Genomic DNA, 17,541 nt, shown 5'->3' with positions numbered 1-17,541 from the left:
TCCTCAGCGCTACATCACTTCTCGTGTTTCTCCTTCGCGAGCACCCGCACGTTCTCGATTCCCGTCGCCGGATACTGTCCCTCGTCGTCCTTCTCGACGGCCTTGACCATATCCCAGACGACGTTGAGCCCCGTCGTGACGCCCTCGAGGGCCTCCATCTCGCAGCCCGTCTTCCCCGTCGTTTCGACGCCGACCTCGAGTTCGATCCGATCGTCCGCGAGCGAAAAGTCGGTGTCGACGTTCGTGATCGGGATCTGGTGGCACATCGGGATCGTTTCCCAGGTGTGTTTGACGGCCTGGACCGCACCGATCCGAGCCGTCGCGAGGACGTCGCCCTTGCCGACCTGATCGTCCTGAATCGCCTCGATCGTCGACGGCTGGAGGTGGATCTCGCCGACGGCAACCGCACGACGCTCGCTGTCGGGTTTGTCGCCGACGTCGACCATCTGTACGTCTCCCTCGTCCGTCGTGTGGGTCAGTTCGTCGGCGTCCCCGGACCGATCCGCCCGGTTTTCGGGATTCTTACTCATTGCTCTCGTCCCACAGTGTCGCCGGCAGTTCCTCAAGCATTTCGGATGCGAGGAAGCCGAATTCCTGGGTTTCCGCCAGGCGTTCGCCCGCGAGGCCGTTAACCTGTGCACCCGCTGCGGCGGCGTCGAGCGGTTCGGCGTGTTCCATCAGCGCCGCGACGATACCGGCGAGCGTGTCGCCGGTGCCGCCGACTTTCATCCCGACGGTGCCGGACCGGCTGATCCGGGTTCGCTCGCCGTCTGTGATGACGTCGGTTGCACCCTTCGCGAGGACGATGTGTCCTAGATCGGCTGCGAAGGCTTCGATCTCGTCGGCTGCAGCGGCCAGATCGTCGACATCCGGCCCGCCCATCCTCGCCAACTCGCCGCGATTAGGGGTACAGACCAGCGTCGCCTCGGTCTCGAGGTCGGGCACGACCCGCAGCGCGTCCGCGTCGACGACCGCCCGGCCGGCGTAGGACTCGAGGAACTGGGCGGCGGCCGCGAGCGTTTCGTCGGCGGTGCCCAGTCCCGGCCCCAGCACGATCACGTTGTCGTAGCGCTGGGCGGTCTCGAGCAGTTCGTCGGCCCGTTCGGGCGTGAGCACGTCGCTCTCGTAGGGCTGGACGATGAGATCCTCGGCGTAACCCTGGATTTCGCCGGCGACGGACTCCGGCGCGGCGACGAACGAGAGTTCTGCACCGGCGCGGAGCGCGGCCTGGGCGGCGAGCGCCGGCGCGCCGGTGTAGGGGCCGCCGCCGATGATGTAGGGTCGGCCGTCGCGGCTATCGGGCCGCGCGAGCGCGATATCGCCGGGGCCGACGTCGCGTTCTGCCGCGGCCGGAATCCCGATGTCGGCGACGGTGATCGCTGCATCGAGTCCCTCCAGTCCCGGTTTCGTGTCGTGGAAGGTGACGACGTGGTCGGCCTCGACGCCGTTCGCCGCGTGATCGCCGTCGTCGGCATCGAAGCCGGAGGGGATGTCGACCGCGACGACGGTCGCGCCGGACGCGTTGATCGCGTCGGCTGCGGTCGCCGCGGGCTCGCGGAGGTCGCCGCTGATTCCGGTGCCGAGCATGGCGTCGACGACGACGTCCGCCTCGGGGAGGTCGAACTCGCTCGAGTCCGTCACCTCGCGAGCGTCGTACCCCGACTGCTCGAGAGCCTCCCAGTTCTCTCGAGCGATGCCGGTCCCGATGTTCTCGGACTTCCCGAGCAGGAGGATGCTAACCGAATACTCGTCCAGAAACCGCGCGGCGACGAACGCGTCCCCGCCGTTGTTTCCGCGCCCGGCCACGATCGCGATCCGGTCGTCGGGCTCCGCAACCGTTCGAACCGTGCGAGCGACCGCGTGTCCGCTCGATTCCATCAACTGCTTTCGGGCCACGCCGAGCGCTGCGGCGTTCTCGTCGACGGCGGCCATCCGCTCGCCTGTGATCATACCTGGGCGTTCGACGGGCCGGCCGTTGAAGATTGTGGACGATACGCTGAAACGCCTCCGTCCCCGAGAACGTTCGTGAACGTCTTCTGGCTCGACGAGGACCCGCGCCTCGCGGCGCGTTATCACTGCGACCAGCACGTCAATAAGCTGTTGCTCGAGGCCACACAGGTCCTGTGTACGGCGGCTCGACGGAACGGGTACGACGCCGATTTCCTCTACAAACCGACGCACGTCGACCATCCGGTCACGAAGTGGGCGACGGCGTCTCGAGCGAACTGGCTGCGCCTGCGCGAGCACGCCGAAGCGCTCAACAGGGAGTTCGTCGACCGGTACGAGAAGGACGACGACCACGCCAGTTGGCGAGTGATCGATCGCATCGATCCGGATGCGATCGACTTTCCGACCGCCGAACCGACGCCGCGGCCGCAAGCGATGCCCGACGAGTACAAGCGACCCGGCGACCCCGTGGGGGCCTACCGAGCCTATTACGCCGGTGAGAAGGCCTCGTGGGCCGAGTGGCGCTACACAGAGAAACCGTCGTGGCTCGCGGCGTATTCGTCGGCTCTCGAGTGACCGTCCGCGGGATGAGTCGCGGGTCTAACATTTCGATAGAAGACTTTACCTGTTGCTCTCTGTTAGCAATCGCAGAATGGATTCGACGTCCGAGGCGGACACCGAACTCCGCGCGCGGGTCCGCCAGCAGGAGGCCGTCGCCGAACTCGGGCAACGTGCCCTCGAGACCGACGATCTCGAGGAGGTGCTGCGCGACGCGTCGGTTGCCGTCGCGGAAACGCTCGACACCGAGTACGCGACCGTCCTCGAGTCGTATCCCGGGGACGACCTCCGTCTGAGACACGGCGTCGGCTGGCGCGATGGCCTCGTCGAATCGGCGACGATCCCCTCCGGTATTGACTCTCTGGCGGGCTATACGCTGCGTTCAGAGGGGGCGATCACCGTCGACGATCTCCGCGCCGACGAGCGGTTTTCCGGCACCGAGGTGCTCGCCAGTCACGACGTCGTCAGCGGGATCAGTGTCGTCATCGGTTCCGTCGGGGATCCGTGGGGCGTTTTGGAAACCCACACGACCGAACGGCGGGCGTTTACCGAGCACGACGTAAGCTTCGTCCAGCGCGTTGCAGACGTTCTCGAGTCGGCGATCGAGAACCGACGAACGCGGCGCGAACTCGAGGAAAGTTACGGCCGGATCACCCACGCATCCTACGCGCTCGACGATGACTGGACGTTCACGCGCGTCGACGACCGCACCGAGTCGCTGATCGACTTCGAGGGCGGCGGGTTGCTCGGCAAGAACGTCTGGGAGGAGTTCGAGTGGGCGGCCGACTCGAAGCTCAGAGACGAGTACGAACGGGCGATGGCAACCCAGGTGTCCACCACGTTCGAATTCTACTATCCCGATCCGCTCGATAGCTGGTACGAGGTTCACGCTGCTCCCACCGAGTCGGAGCTGTCGGTCTACTTCCGGGATATCACCGACCGGAAGAACCGCGAGCAGCAACTCGAGCAGTACCACGCCCTCACCGAAGCGGCGAGCGACGTGATCGTCACGATCGACGAGGCGAGCACGATCCAGTCGGTGAATCCGGTGGTCGAGGACGTTTTCGGCTACCAACCCGGCGAACTGGAGGGCGAGTCGCTGACGACGCTGATGCCCGACGGGTTCGGAGAGCGCCACCGGGCCGGGCTCACGGAGTACCTCGAGACGGACGATCGGACGCTGGACTGGGACTACGTCGAACTCACGGGACGACACGCCGACGGCTCGGACGTCCCGTTGGCGGTCTCGTTCAGCGAGATCGAATACGAGAACGAGCGGTACTTTACCGGTATCGTTCGGGACATCACCGAGCGCACGGAGCGCGAACGGGAACTCGAGCTGTTTCGGACCCTGCTCGATCGTTCGACCGATAGCGTGCTCGTGATCGACCCCGAGACGGGGCGGTATCTGGACGTCAACGAGACCGCCTGTCGGCGACGCGGTTACTCGCGGGCGGAGTTCCTGCAGCGTTCGGTCCCCGACCTCCAGACCGAAATCCCCGATCGGGAGGCGTGGCGGTCGTTCGTGGCTGATCTCAAAGACGACGGGCAAACGACGTTCGACGGGGAACACCGGCGGAAGGACGGGACCACGTACCCGATAGAGATCAACGCCACGTACGTCGAACTGGATCGAGCGTACGTCCTTTCCGTCGCCCGCGACGTCACCGAACGACGGGAACGCGAACGGGAACTCGAGGAGCGAGAGCGTCAGCTCTCGGCGCTGATGGCCAACGTTCCCGGCATGGTCTATCGCTGTCGGAACGACCGCGGCTGGCCCATGGAGTTCGTCAGCGACGCCTGCCGGGACGTGACCGGCTACGAGCCCGACGCGCTCGAGCGTGGCGACGTCGGATGGGGAGAAGACATCATGCTCGAGGAAGACCGCGAGAGGCTGTGGGAGGCAGTCCACCGGGCGGTAGCCGAGGGAGAGACGTTCTCCGAAACCTACCGCATCGAGACCGCCGACGGCGAGGTACGGTGGGTCAGCGATTACGGTCGGGGGATCTTCGACGAGGGCGGCGAACTCGTCGACGTAGAGGGGATCATCTCCGACATCACCGACCGAAAGGAGATCCAGCGCCAGCTCGAGGAGAGCGAGCGCCGGTACCGCACCCTCGCGGAGAACTTCCCGAACGGTGCCGTCGGGGTCTACGATCGCGACCTTCGGTACACGCTGACGAGGGGAAACGTTCTCGGCGAACGACTCCCCAGCGCGGACCGCCTCGAAGGCGAGCAGGTGTCGAACGTGTTTCCCCCGCAGACGGTCGACGATCTCGAGTCGCTGTTTCGAGCCACCGTCGAAGCGGGTGAGACGGGGAGCGTCACGGTCGAGTTCGACGGCCGCAGCTGGCGGGTGTGGACGGCACCGCTCCGGGACGCCGACGGCGACATCTTCGCCGGATTGAGTTTCACCCAGGACGTCACCGAACAGGTCGAACGCAAGGAAAAACTCGAGGCGGTGATCGAGGAGCTAGAGGAATCCAACGAGCGCCTCGAGCAGTTCGCCTACGCGGCCTCCCACGACCTGCAGGAACCGCTGCGGATGGTCTCGAGTTATCTCCAACTGATCGAGAGCCGGTACGCCGAGGAGTTAGACGAAGACGCAGCGGAGTTCCTCGCGTTCGCCGTCGACGGTGCCGAGCGGATGCGCGAGATGATCGACGGCCTTCTAGAATACTCCCGCGTCGATACGCAGGGCGATCCGCTCGAGCCGATCGAACTGGAGGGCGTACTCGAGAACGCTCTCGACAATCTACAGGTGAAAATCGAGGAGCGAAACGCCGATATCGCCACGGACTCGCTTCCTCGCGTCCGCGGCGACGAGAGCCAACTCGCGCAGGTCTTCCAGAACCTCCTGTCGAACGCGATCGAATATTCGGGCGACGGGCCGCCGCGGATTTACGTCGGGGCCGAACGAAACGGCTGGAAGTGGACGGTATCGGTCCGCGACGACGGTATCGGGATCGATCCCGACGACGAAGAGCGCGTGTTCGAGGTGTTCCAGCGCCTTCACAGTCGGGAGGAACATCCCGGGACGGGAATCGGGCTCGCGCTCTGTCAGCGCATCGTCGAGCGCCACGGCGGCGAGATCTGGGTCGACGCCGAACCCGGCGAGGGGTCGACGTTCTCGTTTACGCTGCAGGCGGCGCGGGCCGAGCGCTGACGCGGGCGTCTCCCGTCGCCTCGCCGGCCGCTCGATCGATTGGCCGGCGCAACGGTCGTTTTCCCGGCGGCGGCCGGTCGCCGGCTCAGTACCGAATCTCGAAGCCGTCCTCGCCCCGCGGCTCTTCGCGCTCGGCTGTGACAGCGTCGACTTCGGCTGCGGGGCTCCCGGTCCGACACCATTCGATCATCGAGTCGACGGCCTCGTTCGGCCCCTCGAAGACCGCTTCGACGCGGCCGTCCTCGAGGTTTTGCACCCAGCCCTCGACGCCCTTCTCGCGGGCCGTATCGCGAGTGTTCGCGCGGTAGTAGACGCCCTGTACCGTGCCCGAGACGAACACGTGTGCGCGGGTTCGGTCTGCCATACGCGAGCCATCGACCGCGATAAGCAAAAATCCGGGTCCAACGCGAGCGATCGGTCGCCTCGCGATCACGTACTGATATCAGGCTCGGCCCCGTACGAGACCCCAGACAACGATCGAGGTATTCCACCGATGGGCATCATCGAACGATTCGAAGACGAGTATCTCGAGGTCTCGAGGAGCCGCGCGACGGTTCGGGAGCTACTCGAGTTGTTCGCCGGTTCGATCCTGTTCGTCCTCGTCGCGAGCGGTCTCGCCTACGTTCTGCTCGACGGGACGGTCGCGTTCGCCGTCGCGGGACTCCTGACGGTGATCTTCGCCATCACGTTCGTCTCGCAGGCTTACTGGTCGCTCACCGGACGCGACGACTATACGCAATAGCCCCCGTCCGATCGTCGGGATCGTCTCACGGACGCTATGGGGCGGCTCAACGAGTCGTCGGCGGACGGAACCGAGACGAGCAACGGTTCGGACCGCTCGGGGCCCGCAGCCGGCGTCACTCCGACGCTTCGTAGCGACGGCTCCCGACGATCATCCGAGCGGTGAGTCCCAGAAGGACGACGACGAACGCGATCCAGACCGCCTCGGTGCCGTCACCGTCGAACGGCTCCGTGTACTCGACGACGCCGACGAGCACCAACAGCGTGGCGACATACAGGATGTTCGTGCCGATAAAATCCGCCAGCCCCTCGTCGTCGGTCACTCGGTCCGGATCGTAGCCCGCGACCAACTGAACCACCCCGAAGTACTTGATCAGGATTCCGAGCGTCGCGGCGAACCCCGCGGCGACGAGTAGGGCGAGGACGGCACCACTGCTCATACGCCGATATTGACAAGCGTTTCGCAAAGCCGTTTCCGTCTCGAGCCCAGCGGCTCACTCCCCGGTCCGCAGGTGGTGGAAGATGTAGGTCTGTGCGTAGCCGGCGTACTCGCCGCCCAGTTCCTCGCGAATCGCACGCGAGGTCGCCCCGTACGAGCCCCGGTCGCAGTCGGGGTAGTAGTCCTCGATGGCCGACTTGAGCCACGTATCCAGCGGAACGGCCTGGTCGAACTCCAGCGAGAAGAGGAGCACGCAGTCGGCTACCTTGTCGCCGACGCCGACGAACCGTTTCAGGTACTCGCGAGCCGATTCGTACTCGAGGTCCCGCGCCTCGGCCGGATCCGCTTCGCCGTCGGCGACCAGTTCCGCCGTTCGAACGACGTAGGGGGCGCGGTAGCCGAGTCCGAGCTCTCGAAGGTCGGCTTCGGTCGCCGCTGCGAGTTGCGCCGGCGTCGGGAACGCGTGGTACGTCTCGCCGTCGAACTCGACCGCATCGCCGTACTCGCGAGCCAGCGTCGAGACCATCGTGTGGATCCGTCCCACGCGCATCTGCGCCGAGCAGATAAACGAGATCAGACAGCCGAAGGGCGGATCCTCGACCAGCCGCATCCCGCGGTGGGCCTCGTAGGCCTCCGCCAAGAGCGGGTCGTCGGGCGCGGCCGCGACGATCGCTTCGAGGTCGTCGTCCAGCCGTAACAGCCGTCGAACGACGGGTTCGGCGTCGGCCGTCGACTCCCACTCGAGGGCGTCCGCGGACAGTCGGACGCGAACGACGGTGCCGTCGACGACGGTGTAGTACCACTCGTCGGGTGCCGGCGCGCCGCTGTACATCTCGCCGTCGCTGCGTCGCCACAGGTAGCTCTGGCCGCTCTCGAGCGTGCGATACAGATCGAGGCCGCCGGGGAGGGTATCGAGCGGGATCGTCCCTGTCTTCATCCGTCCGAGTCTTCGGGAGCGCGGGCTTTTGCCTTTCGAACCGGCGCGCTCACGGCGACCCTCCGGTAGTCCGACCGCCGTTACTGCCGAGAGCGGGTTTCCTCCGGTGTGGGGGCGAACTTTCATACTGCAGGCGACACAATATCTTGGTATGCACTGCAGGGTTGTCGTCGAAGCCGCCGTGCCGGTGTTCGACGTCGAGACGGAGGACGAGGCGATCCGTATCGCCATCTCGAAGACTGGCGAGATGTTGAACCCTGATCTAAACTACGTCGAGATCAACATGGGTACGCGGACCTCTCCGTCGGGTGAGGAGCTGCCGCCCGCGTTCATCGCGGCCGACGAAGCACTCGTCGCGCTCGAACTCGAGATGACCGTCTTCAACGTCGAGCGCGACGAACATGCTTCACGAATCGCCCGCAAGGAGATCGGTCAGCGCCTCGAGAATATCCCGCTCGAGGTCATCCAGATCGACGAACTCGAGGAAGAAGACGACGATGACGAAGCTCAGTCGGAGACGGATACCGACGATTCGACGACCGATGAAGACGAATCGGAGTCGGCGTCCGACGGGGACGACTCAACCGACACCGACGACGGTCAAGCTGACGACGAAATCCTTCCCGAGTTCGAAGACTTAGTTGAGAGAGACTGATAGTTTCGAGCGACCATCGGTCGTTACCCGGTGGAACGATGTCTCGATTCGTTTTCAGTGTACCTACTGTCAGCGTACGCGGCCGAAACGGAACGGAAACGGTTAGATAGAAGACGAGTCTCGCCAGTTGATCGTATTTGCTAATCGAAGGAGACGACGTCTCTCTCAGTCCGCGGTAGCGGCGACTGCTTCCTGCTCTTCTTCACGCATATTCTTCGTAATTCCCCCAGCAATTGCAAAAACAGCCGCTTTGTGATCTGTTTTTGACTTGTGAATTGATGTTGGCCGAATGCCAAGTGATTCGTACTCCTCGAGGTCGATCTTACAGTCTTCCCACGCCGCGCACTGGTTCGATACCTCCGCGAGAAGGCCGTGAAGGTGAATGAGCTCCTGCTTCTTCATAACCATGCAGTCCTACCCACTGCAGGGTTATATTATTATCTTGAGTCGCGTTAACACGCAACCCGTGTTCGATATGTTGTCTGTCACGATACCGGTGCGATCGAAGGAACCACCTACTGGCCGAAAACCACCCGGTGAGAGCGGTTATAAGAGGTTGTTACCGAAAGACTACGCCCGTTATTTCAATTTTCATGGGTACTCTTCCGGTGTGTTAATTCGTTCCTACTCCGGGTTCGGTGATGTGGTGAGGCCGCGATTGCGCTGCTTCTAGCCGAGTTGTTTCAACGTCCGGAGATCGCGATCCGTTTGCATGAACTCGGATAGGCGTCTGGATGCGTGGCAGTTCGGACAGTGGAACATATTCGCCGCCGCGGGGAGGTCGTTGGGAGAATGCTGCCAATTTTTCGTACATTCTGGACACAAGAGTTTCACAGTCGTTTCGTCCATGTCACGGTATTACACACCATTCGCCAAAAGTGTTGCCGCACGTTCGATCGTCGGTCGATCGATCGACCGCCCCGATGTCAGACGACGCTCGCCGATGACAGCACCCGAAATCTCGTGTTTACGCGGGGGCTGCCGTATCGGAGGCCTCGAGCAGTTCCTTGTAGCGGTTGCGGATGGTGACCTCGGAGATGCTGGCGACCTCGCTGACGTCGTTCTGGGTGACCTTCTCGTTGGTCAACAGGGCGGCGGCGTACACCGAGGCGGCGGCGAGGCCGACCGGTGACTTGCCGCTGTGGACGCCTTCCTGGCGCGCGGACTCGAGCAGTTCGCGGGCCATGCGTTCGGTCTCGTCCGAGAGGTCGAGGTCGCTGACGAACCGCGGCACGTAGTGTTCGGGGTCGGCCGGTTTGACCTCGAGGCCGAGTTCCCGGATGATGTAGCGGTACGTTCGGGTCAGTTCCATCTTCTCGACGCGGCTGACGGCCGAGATCTCGTCGAGGCTGCGCGGCGTGCCGGCCTGACGGGCGGCGGCGTACAGCGATGCCGTCGCGACGCCCTCGATCGATCGCCCGGGGAGGAGATCCTCCTCGAGCGCGCGGCGGTAGATCACGCTGGCGGTCTCGCGGACGTTCTCCGGGAGACCGAGCGCGCTGGCCATCCGGTCGATTTCGCCGAGGGCCTGCTTGAGGTTGCGCTCCTTGGAGTCGCGAGTGCGGAAGCGCTCGTTCCAGGTGCGCAGCCGTTGCATCTTCTGGCGCTGACGACTCGAGAGCGCGCGACCGTAGGCGTCTTTGTCCTGCCAGCCGATGTTCGTCGACAGGCCCTGGTCGTGCATCATGTTCGTCGTCGGCGCTCCGACGCGGGATTTCTCGTCCTTTTCGGCGGAGTCGAACGCTCGCCACTCTGGACCGCGGTCGATCTCGTCTTCCTCGACGACGAGCCCGCAGTCGGTACAGACGGTCTCGGCGTGTTCGTCGTCGGAAACGAGTCGGCCGCCACACTCGGGACAGCGCTCTTGCTCTCCCGACCGCTCCGTCGTTTCTTCCTCCTCCGTCTCGTTCGTATAGGTTCTGATTGTGGTGTCTGTCATGGTGTATCGGGTGAGTTACTCGGGGCTCCCGGGTGGGGTAACCAGAAGAAACCCGGTCGCCGCGGCTAACATATAGTTAGGCCGTAAGGCATATAAAGTTTTCGCCTACTTTATAAGCTAATCGGCATAATTGGTATATATGTTCCGGTTACATAGTCATTAATCGTTTGAAATAGGGACAGGACGTTCCCATCGGTTCGGCCGTTGGTACGCTCAGTGATCCGACCGTCGGAGCGCCCTCCACCGACGACGTATTCGGGACCCAGATACTATCGCTTTGTCGTCCCTGCCCGCGTGAGAACGGCTGGGGTACCGGAGCGGAAATCAAACGGTAAACAGGTGACCTTCCGTCGGGACGTCGAACAATCCGACGCGCGCACCCGCGTCGAGCCACGCGTGCCCGTAGGAAAACGACGCCAGTGCGTTGACGAGGTCGCCCTCGTCGCGGAAGTGAGAGCCGTCCTTGAGGTACGATGACGCCATCTCGTAACACTCGTCGGCGGCTTCGGCCATCGGGGTTCCCTCCGGCGGCGCGACCGACGCCGCCTCGAGCGCCTCCGCGAGCAACTCCCCGTAGCGATCCGTCTTCTCCTCGAGATCCGCAGCCATAGTCGATGCTCGGTCCTCGACACCGTAAGTGCGTCGTGTGGGAAGCAGGTTCGGTCGAGCGTCGACGAGTACGGGCCGTTCCCGGGTCCTCGGATATGTGTGTCGAGTAACCGTTGCGCGCTCAACAACGGTATTTAGGACACGGTTCGGCACGATAACGATGCCATAGGTTTCAATCGGCCGCCTCGTTCTCGAGTGTGCGACTGATCGAAGTGTTCGTGTCGGACACCAAACGCGACGACGCGCTGGCGATTCTCGAGGACGAAGACCTCGATTACGTTCGGACCGTCGAGAACAGCGACGGTTCCGACGGGGAACTCGTTAGCTTTCCGGTGCCACCGCAGGCGGTCGAACACGTGCTCACGTCGCTCCGCGAGGTCGGGATCGACGACGACTACGTCGTCGTCTCCTCGATCGAGACGGCGCGGACGCCGGGGATCGACGAACTCGAGGAGCGGTACGTCAATGGCCAGGAAGAGGACGACAGTATCGCCCGGGATGAAATCCGCTCTCGGGCGCTGAACATGACTCCCGGTCGACCCACCTACTACGCGATGACCGTGCTGAGTGCCATCGTCGCGACGGCGGGACTGCTGCTCGACTCGCCGGCGATCGTCGTCGGCTCGATGGTAATCGCCCCGCAGGTTAGCGCGGCGTTGACCGGAACGGTCGGCCTCGTGCTCAACGATCGCGAGATGCTCGCCGACGGACTGACGTCTCTCGCGATCGGCCTCGTCGTCGCCATCGCCAGCGCGTTCGTCTTCGCCTGGCTCGTTCGCTCCGGCGGGATCGTCCCCTCGACGATCGACATCACGGCCATCGTGCAGGTACAAAACCGCATCTCGCCGGGCTTACTCGCGCTGATCGTCGGTATCTGCGCCGGTGCCGCGGGCGCGTTCGGTCTCGCCACGGCGATTCCCGTCTCGCTCGTCGGCGTGATGATCGCCGTCGCGCTCATCCCGGCGGCCGCGGCGGTCGGCACCGGACTGGCCTGGGGAAACTTCTCCGTTGCTCTCGGTGCGTTCGTCCTGGTGACGGTCAACGCCACGTCGATCCTCTTCTCCGGGCTCGCCGTCTTCTGGTATCTCGACTATCGGCCCGACGGCTGGACTCGCGGCTCGATTCGGGAGAACATCTCCGACGACCGCCTCGACATGCTAGCCGTCGCGCTCGTGTTGGGTCTGATCGTCCTCTCCGTCGGCGGACTCGTTCTCGGCCAGTACGCCCTCTACGAGAACGATGTTAACAGCGAGGTCCGTACCGTACTCGATGACGAGGGGTACGACGACCTCGAGATAGTCGAGGTGCGAACCGAGTTCGTCAGTGCCGGGACCGACGGACCGTCGGAAGTCACCGTCGTCGTCCAGCGACCCGCGGACGTACCGTATCCGAATTTGGCGGCCGATCTCGAGCGCGGACTCGAGGAGCGAACCGATCGAGAGGTCTCCGTCATCGTCGAGTTCGTCGACTCAGAGCGATCTACCGACGACTAAGGACGTCACAGTACCCCTTCTCGACTTGCTGAGAACGCAAGCGGTTTAGGCGCTCTATCCCAATCGTGTACTATGAGCGAGCAGCCTCGAGTCGAGATCTATACCAAGGAGGACTGTCCGTACTGCGACAAAGCCAAGGACCTCTTCGATGCGAAAGGCATCGAGTACGAGACGTACAACGTCACCGGCGACGACGACCTGTTCGAGGAGATGGTAGAGCGCGCGGAGGGGCGCAAAACCGCCCCCGAAGTGTTCATCGACGACGAACTGATCGGCGGCTGGGACGACACCGCCGCGTTAGACGAGACGGGCAAACTGGACGCGAAACTCGGGATCGAAGACGACACCGAAGCGGGCGAGGTGCTCGAGCACCGAAAACTCATCATCGCCGGCACCGGAATCGCCGGGCTGACGGCGGCGATCTACGCCGGTCGATCGAACAACGAGCCGCTGGTCATCGAGGGCGACGAACCCGGCGGCCAGCTCACGCTGACCACGGACGTCGCGAACTATCCGGGCTTCCCCGAGGGAATCAGCGGCCCGGAGTTGGTCAACAACATGAAAGAGCAGGCGACGCAGTTCGGCGCGGAGCTGAAAAACGGCATCATCGAATCCCTCGAGCGCGTCGAACAGCGTTCGAGTGCGAACCAGAACGCGTCGCGTTCCGGCGACGCCGAGACGCAGCCGTTCCGCGTCGAACTGACGAACGGCGACGTCTACACCGCGGACGCCGTAATCGCGGCCTCCGGTGCGAGCGCCCGCACCCTGGGTATCCCCGGCGAGGACGAACTCATGGGCTACGGCCTCTCGACGTGTGCGACCTGTGACGGCGCGTTCTTCCGCGACGAGGACATGCTCGTCGTCGGCGGCGGCGACGCCGCCATGGAGGAAGCCACCTTCCTCACCAAGTTCGCCGACACCGTCTACATCGCCCACCGGCGCGAGGAGTTCCGCGCCGAGGACTACTGGATCGACCGCGTCCACGAAAAGGTCGAGGCGGGCGAGATCGAGATCATGAAAAACACCGAAGTGACCGAGATCCACGGCTCGCAGGAGGCGGGCGTCGATCACGTCACCCTCGTCGAAAACGAACTGGGCCACCCCACGGACCGCCTCGACGATCCCGAAACCGAGGAGTTCGAGTTCGACGTCGGCGCGGTCTTCTTCGCCATCGGCCACACCCCCAACACGGACTACCTCGAGGGCACCGGCGTCCAGATGGACGACGAGGGCTACCTGCGAACCAAGGGCGGCGACGGCGGCGGACAGACGGAGACCGACGTCCCCGGCATCTTCGGCGCCGGCGACGTCGTCGACTTCCACTACCAGCAGGCCGTGACGGCCGCCGGAATGGGCTCGAAGGCCGCGCTGGACGCCGACGAGTATCTCGAGGATCTCGAGCGCGCGGAGTCGACGAGCGAGGGCGAAGCGATCGCCGCGGACGACTGAGACCGGCGGATACTTCTTTCCGATCACACTCGAGGATCGCTTCGCGGCACCGATCCGATCGACGAACTCGTCGGCGGAATTCAGATTCTCGTTCGACGCGTTTTCCGATTACCGAGGACTGTTCTCCCGGATTTTACGGCTACGCCGCTCTCCCCTACTCGAGGAACCCGGCGTACACTCGGCAGCCACAGGGGTGGGCGTAGTGATCGGTCGGCCCCAGAGCCGTCACGGTCCTGACCGGCGCGTCACAGCGCGGGCAGCGGGGCGGCGACCACGTCGTTGCGGCGTCCGCCGCGCTCGAGGAGTCGGCGTCCGTCCTCGAGTCCGATTCGGCCGTCTCCAAGTCGGTCGACCCGCCGGAGTCGTTGCCGGAGCCCGCGACACGGGCCGTTCGATCCGCCGATATCGAACCGGCTCGAGGGGCGGACGGCGGCGGTGCTATTCGAGAGCGATACTGTTGGCTTGCGAGACGTTTATGTCTCGGTGGGAGTAAGTCGAACATGGCTTACAAAGCCGTTGTGGCTTGGAAGCCAGTCTCGGGTGTCCTAGCACCCGGGGCATTTCAGCGCATGCCCCCGCGAGGTGACTTCCGGGCGATACTTCTGACGGGATTTACTTATAGTTATTGAACAGTTCTGGCGGGATAATTCGTACGCGAGTGCGACCGTTTCGAACTGGGTCTGAAACCAATGGAGCCGTAGCTGTCTACGCTGTTTAACACGCGACCGTCTTTGCTTCGAGGGGAATAGCGACGACTCTTTACGGCCGATCTCGAGGGCTGTCGCTATCGGGTGTAGCGTGCGAAAGAAAGTGAAAGTGCGTCAAGGGCCGGACGAAGTCCGGTAGTTAGTTACGTTTAGTTCTGGCGTCGCAGTGCGAGCATCGCGGCTGCGAGCAGAGCGACGAGGGCGACAGCGACACCGAAGCCGGGCGTTCCGTCATCGTCGTCGGAGCCGTCGTCGTCGGAGCTCCCGTCATCGTCGGAGCTACCGTCGTCGTCGGAACCGTTGTCGTCGTCGGAGCCGTTGTCGTCGTCGGAGCCGTTGTCGTCGTCGTCTTCACCGCTGGAGTCGTCAGAGACGGTCAACGTACCCTCGTCGGATGCGTTACCAGCAGTGACGGTCCAGTCGTGGTCGCCCACGCCGAGGTCCTCACCGGAGACGGTGAAGGTGACCGAAGCGTCCTCGCCGGCCTCGATGGTAACTTCCTCGCTTTGCGTGTCGTTACCAATCTCGAGTTCGACGGTCTCGTTGACCTCTTCGTCGTTATCGTTCGTCACAGTGACGTCGAAGTCGCCTTCTTCGTCCTGAGCGATACTGTCTGGTGCGTCGACACTCACGGAGAGGCCTTCCTCAGGCTCTTCGTCGGTCTCGTCGAAGAGACCAGTTGCTTCAGCAGTGGCATCGCTCTCGGCATCTTCGGCCGTAAGTTCGAATTCGGTACCGAGTTCGCGCTCGGAGAAGTCGAACGTAGCGGTCCAGTCACCGTTCTCGTCGGTTTCGGCGGTGGCCTGGGTGAAGAACGCGTTGTCGCCGCCAGTCTCAGCGGTCACGTCAATCTCGGAACCGGATGCGAGGTTGGACGTGCCGGAGATCTCCACATCGTCAGTGTTTTCAACGACGTACTCTTCCTGTGCGAACTCGATCGAGCGCTCGTTCACGGTGAACGTGCTCGAGACTTCTGCGTCTTCGCTCAGGTAATCGTTCTCTTCTGCGTCAACATCGAGCGAGAAGTTGAACTCCTCACCGTCTTCGACGTTGTCGTTGTCGAGAAGACCCGCTGTTTCGATGACGTAGTAGACGACGTTGCTGTTACTGTCTTCTACCAGGTCGTAGTCATCGGAATCAAGCGAAACAGGTTCCTGGTTCATTCCGGGTTCCGACTGCTCGATGGACAGGTTGATACCCTGGTTATCCCAGTCGTAGCCGTAGATACCGCTTGCTTCGACGCCAACAACGGCGAGGTCGCCTTCAGCGACGTCGCTGTTGTCGTCGAGGTAGTCACGGAGTTCCTCAGCGTCCGAGAACTCAGCGTTACCGTTGGCTCTCCAGGTCGTTGCACTGTCGACTGAACCTTCCTGCAGGTTCAGCGTACCGCGTGCGGTCTGCATACCCTGGGTCTCGAGTTTCATGTCGTAGGAGCCCGTTGCAAGAACACCGGAGCTGACGTTCTCGCGCTCGTTGACCGAGACACTGGAGCCATCATCATCATCTGCAGCGTACAGCACTTCGTCGTCATTGGCGCTTTCGTCGCCTGCAAGAGCCGTGTTGAAGAGGATAGTTGCGTTGCCAGAGTCGTCCTCGTCAGTAACGGTTGCGTTGGCCATCCAGCCGTCGCTTTCGCCACCGATCGTGATCTCGGCACTATCGGTGTTGTCGAGGTCGATCGTGATCTCTGCGATGTCACCGAGGTGTTCGCTGACAGAGCTGTCTTCGAACTGCGCGTCGACGTCTCCACCGTCGACGATTTCGACGTCGTCAGACGCGGAGACACCGGTGTCTTCGCTCGTGAACGTGAACGTGAAGTTACCGGTGTCGACGCCGGTGAAGTTCGCGGTCAGAGTCTGATCGTTCTCGACGTCCTCGATGAGTGCTGTGTCCTCATCGTCCGTTGCGTTGTTAGAGGCATCATCGTCAGCGAAGATGTCTTCGAGGTTCTCTCCGTTGAGACCGTCGGCCTCAACGATGAGGTTCTGCGAACCACGGACATCGGTGACGTCAACACCGACTTCGGAGCTCTGATCAGAGACCGTGTCGGCTTCGAACTCGACTTCCAGATCCTGCTGGAGGACGGTGAAGCTCACGTCGCCGGCGCTAGCGTTTTCATCAGGTGCTGCGTCACCGTTCTCGAAGTTGACCCAGTCACCGTTATCGTCGCGGATAGCGAACTCGTCGAAGTCCTCGGTGTCCAGCTGGGACGTATCGAGGCTACCGTTGCCAGCGTCGATGTTAATCTGAGTCTGGAAGTCCGTGCTATCTCCATCGATACCGTAGACGTTCCAGGTGGAATCGTCTCCGGAGCCGTCAGTGAACACTACGTCTTGACCTGCCCAGTACGTGTCTCCTGAGTGAAGGTCGGATTCATCGTTAGTTGCCGCTGCCGCCCCGCCCACAAACGCTGCGGACATGGCAACGACAGACATTACCATAAGCGCGGCCAGGAACACGGCGCGTCCCTTTTCGCGATATGAAGTTTCGTTTGTTGTCATTAAGTTTCTGTTATTTCGTATTTCGGTTAGTTAGCGGGCGATTCGACCGGAGTGCGAGCGAGACCAGCGTGTCAACCACACCGACTCGCACCGGGTAGGGGGTATACAAACATATAAAGCATCACGTAATAAGCTTTCTGGAACAATGAATAACTCAGTAACGATAATTTTGCTGCGTGAAATCGCATGACGGGACCGGGAAGCAAGCTTTTACTCTCGATAGATGCCCGTTCATGAAACACCGGTGGAAGTGATTATTACTGCGACTCTAGATCGCGTTTGGACACTCCCCTTCAGTAAAACAGTCTTATCTCGTCTATACGCCGCCTCGAGACGGCCTATACGTCAGGTCGGCAAACAGACGAGATATCCAGCAGCTTTTAGCCAGTGACAGACAGTC

Annotated in this window: 17 protein-coding genes; 6 read left to right on the top strand and 11 right to left on the bottom strand. The window is 62.8% G+C overall.

The genetic code is table 11. From position 1 onward, the window contains the following. Positions 1-14: 14 nt before the first annotated feature. Together moaC and DWB23_RS02180 are read right to left on the bottom strand one after the other, a co-directional pair. Positions 15-530 (bottom strand): cyclic pyranopterin monophosphate synthase MoaC, encoded by a 516-nt coding sequence (gene moaC / locus DWB23_RS02185; RefSeq protein WP_121741168.1) that lies wholly within the window; start codon positions 528-530, stop codon positions 15-17. Then, complete coding sequence (locus tag DWB23_RS02180; protein WP_121741167.1) at positions 523-1,950, bottom strand: NAD(P)H-hydrate dehydratase; 1,428 nt, start codon at positions 1,948-1,950, stop codon at positions 523-525. The genes moaC and DWB23_RS02180 overlap by 8 nt, the downstream gene beginning before the upstream one ends. Positions 1,951-2,025: 75 nt before the next feature. Between DWB23_RS02180 and DWB23_RS02175 the strand changes: the two genes are divergently transcribed. Further along, positions 2,026-2,523, top strand: coding sequence for a hypothetical protein (locus DWB23_RS02175; protein ID WP_121741166.1), 498 nt, complete (start codon positions 2,026-2,028; stop codon positions 2,521-2,523). A 76-nt stretch (positions 2,524-2,599) separates the two neighbouring features. Next, a complete protein-coding gene (locus tag DWB23_RS02170; protein ID WP_121741165.1) occupies positions 2,600-5,671 on the top strand; it encodes a PAS domain S-box protein in 3,072 nt (1,023 codons plus the stop codon). Between the two features lie 85 nt (positions 5,672-5,756). On the opposite strand, the gene DWB23_RS02165 is transcribed toward DWB23_RS02170, so the two are convergent. After that, the gene (locus DWB23_RS02165; protein WP_121741164.1) at positions 5,757-6,035 is read right to left on the bottom strand and encodes an acylphosphatase; all 279 of its coding nucleotides are present in this window, start codon (positions 6,033-6,035) and stop codon (positions 5,757-5,759) included. Between the two features lie 129 nt (positions 6,036-6,164). Here DWB23_RS02165 and DWB23_RS02160 point away from each other — a divergent pair, with 129 nt between their 5' ends. After that, positions 6,165-6,413: a hypothetical protein gene (locus DWB23_RS02160; RefSeq protein WP_121741163.1), complete on the top strand. Its 249-nt coding sequence runs from the start codon at positions 6,165-6,167 to the stop codon at positions 6,411-6,413. A 115-nt stretch (positions 6,414-6,528) separates the two neighbouring features. Here the strand turns inward: DWB23_RS02160 and DWB23_RS02155 are convergent, their stop codons facing one another. Next, the gene (locus DWB23_RS02155; protein WP_121741162.1) at positions 6,529-6,852 is read right to left on the bottom strand and encodes a DUF3784 domain-containing protein; all 324 of its coding nucleotides are present in this window, start codon (positions 6,850-6,852) and stop codon (positions 6,529-6,531) included. A gap of 54 nt (positions 6,853-6,906) precedes the next feature. Continuing rightward, positions 6,907-7,788: a DNA-3-methyladenine glycosylase family protein gene (locus tag DWB23_RS02150; protein WP_121741161.1), complete on the bottom strand. Its 882-nt coding sequence runs from the start codon at positions 7,786-7,788 to the stop codon at positions 6,907-6,909. A 151-nt stretch (positions 7,789-7,939) separates the two neighbouring features. On the opposite strand from DWB23_RS02150, the gene DWB23_RS02145 reads away from it, so the two are divergent. Further along, complete coding sequence (locus DWB23_RS02145) at positions 7,940-8,443, top strand: DUF555 domain-containing protein (RefSeq protein WP_121741160.1); 504 nt, start codon at positions 7,940-7,942, stop codon at positions 8,441-8,443. Between the two features lie 165 nt (positions 8,444-8,608). Here the strand turns inward: DWB23_RS02145 and DWB23_RS02140 are convergent, their stop codons facing one another. The 4 genes from DWB23_RS02140 to DWB23_RS02125 form a co-directional block, all read right to left on the bottom strand. Beyond that, positions 8,609-8,845, bottom strand: coding sequence for a UPF0058 family protein (locus DWB23_RS02140; RefSeq protein ID WP_121741895.1), 237 nt, complete (start codon positions 8,843-8,845; stop codon positions 8,609-8,611). Positions 8,846-9,112: 267 nt separating this feature from the next. Then, the gene (locus DWB23_RS02135) at positions 9,113-9,292 is read right to left on the bottom strand and encodes a DUF7836 family putative zinc-binding protein (RefSeq protein WP_121741159.1); all 180 of its coding nucleotides are present in this window, start codon (positions 9,290-9,292) and stop codon (positions 9,113-9,115) included. Positions 9,293-9,410: 118 nt separating this feature from the next. Next, the gene (locus DWB23_RS02130; RefSeq protein ID WP_121741158.1) at positions 9,411-10,382 is read right to left on the bottom strand and encodes a transcription initiation factor IIB; all 972 of its coding nucleotides are present in this window, start codon (positions 10,380-10,382) and stop codon (positions 9,411-9,413) included. 324 nt (positions 10,383-10,706) lie between these two features. After that, entirely contained in the window at positions 10,707-10,991 is a 285-nt protein-coding gene (locus tag DWB23_RS02125) for a DUF357 domain-containing protein (protein ID WP_121741157.1), read from the bottom strand. 197 nt (positions 10,992-11,188) lie between these two features. Here DWB23_RS02125 and DWB23_RS02120 point away from each other — a divergent pair, with 197 nt between their 5' ends. Continuing rightward, a complete protein-coding gene (locus tag DWB23_RS02120; protein ID WP_121741156.1) occupies positions 11,189-12,484 on the top strand; it encodes a DUF389 domain-containing protein in 1,296 nt (431 codons plus the stop codon). Between the two features lie 72 nt (positions 12,485-12,556). After that, entirely contained in the window at positions 12,557-13,933 is a 1,377-nt protein-coding gene (gene grxC / locus DWB23_RS02115; protein WP_121741155.1) for a glutaredoxin 3, read from the top strand. 154 nt (positions 13,934-14,087) lie between these two features. Here grxC and DWB23_RS02110 read toward each other — a convergent pair whose 3' ends face one another. Next, complete coding sequence (locus tag DWB23_RS02110) at positions 14,088-14,276, bottom strand: hypothetical protein (protein ID WP_238717326.1); 189 nt, start codon at positions 14,274-14,276, stop codon at positions 14,088-14,090. 513 nt (positions 14,277-14,789) lie between these two features. Continuing rightward, positions 14,790-17,141 carry a DUF7827 domain-containing protein gene (locus tag DWB23_RS02105; RefSeq protein ID WP_121741893.1) on the bottom strand — a complete coding sequence of 784 codons (2,352 nt, stop codon included), beginning with the start codon at positions 17,139-17,141 and terminating at the stop codon, positions 14,790-14,792. Positions 17,142-17,541: the final 400 nt, after the last annotated feature.

It is taken from the genome of Natronorubrum halophilum, from assembly GCF_003670115.1.
Lineage (GTDB): Archaea > Halobacteriota > Halobacteria > Halobacteriales > Natrialbaceae > Natronorubrum > Natronorubrum halophilum.
The sequence above is the reverse complement of the archived record's forward strand: the minus strand, read 5'-3'. Positions and strand labels throughout refer to the sequence as shown.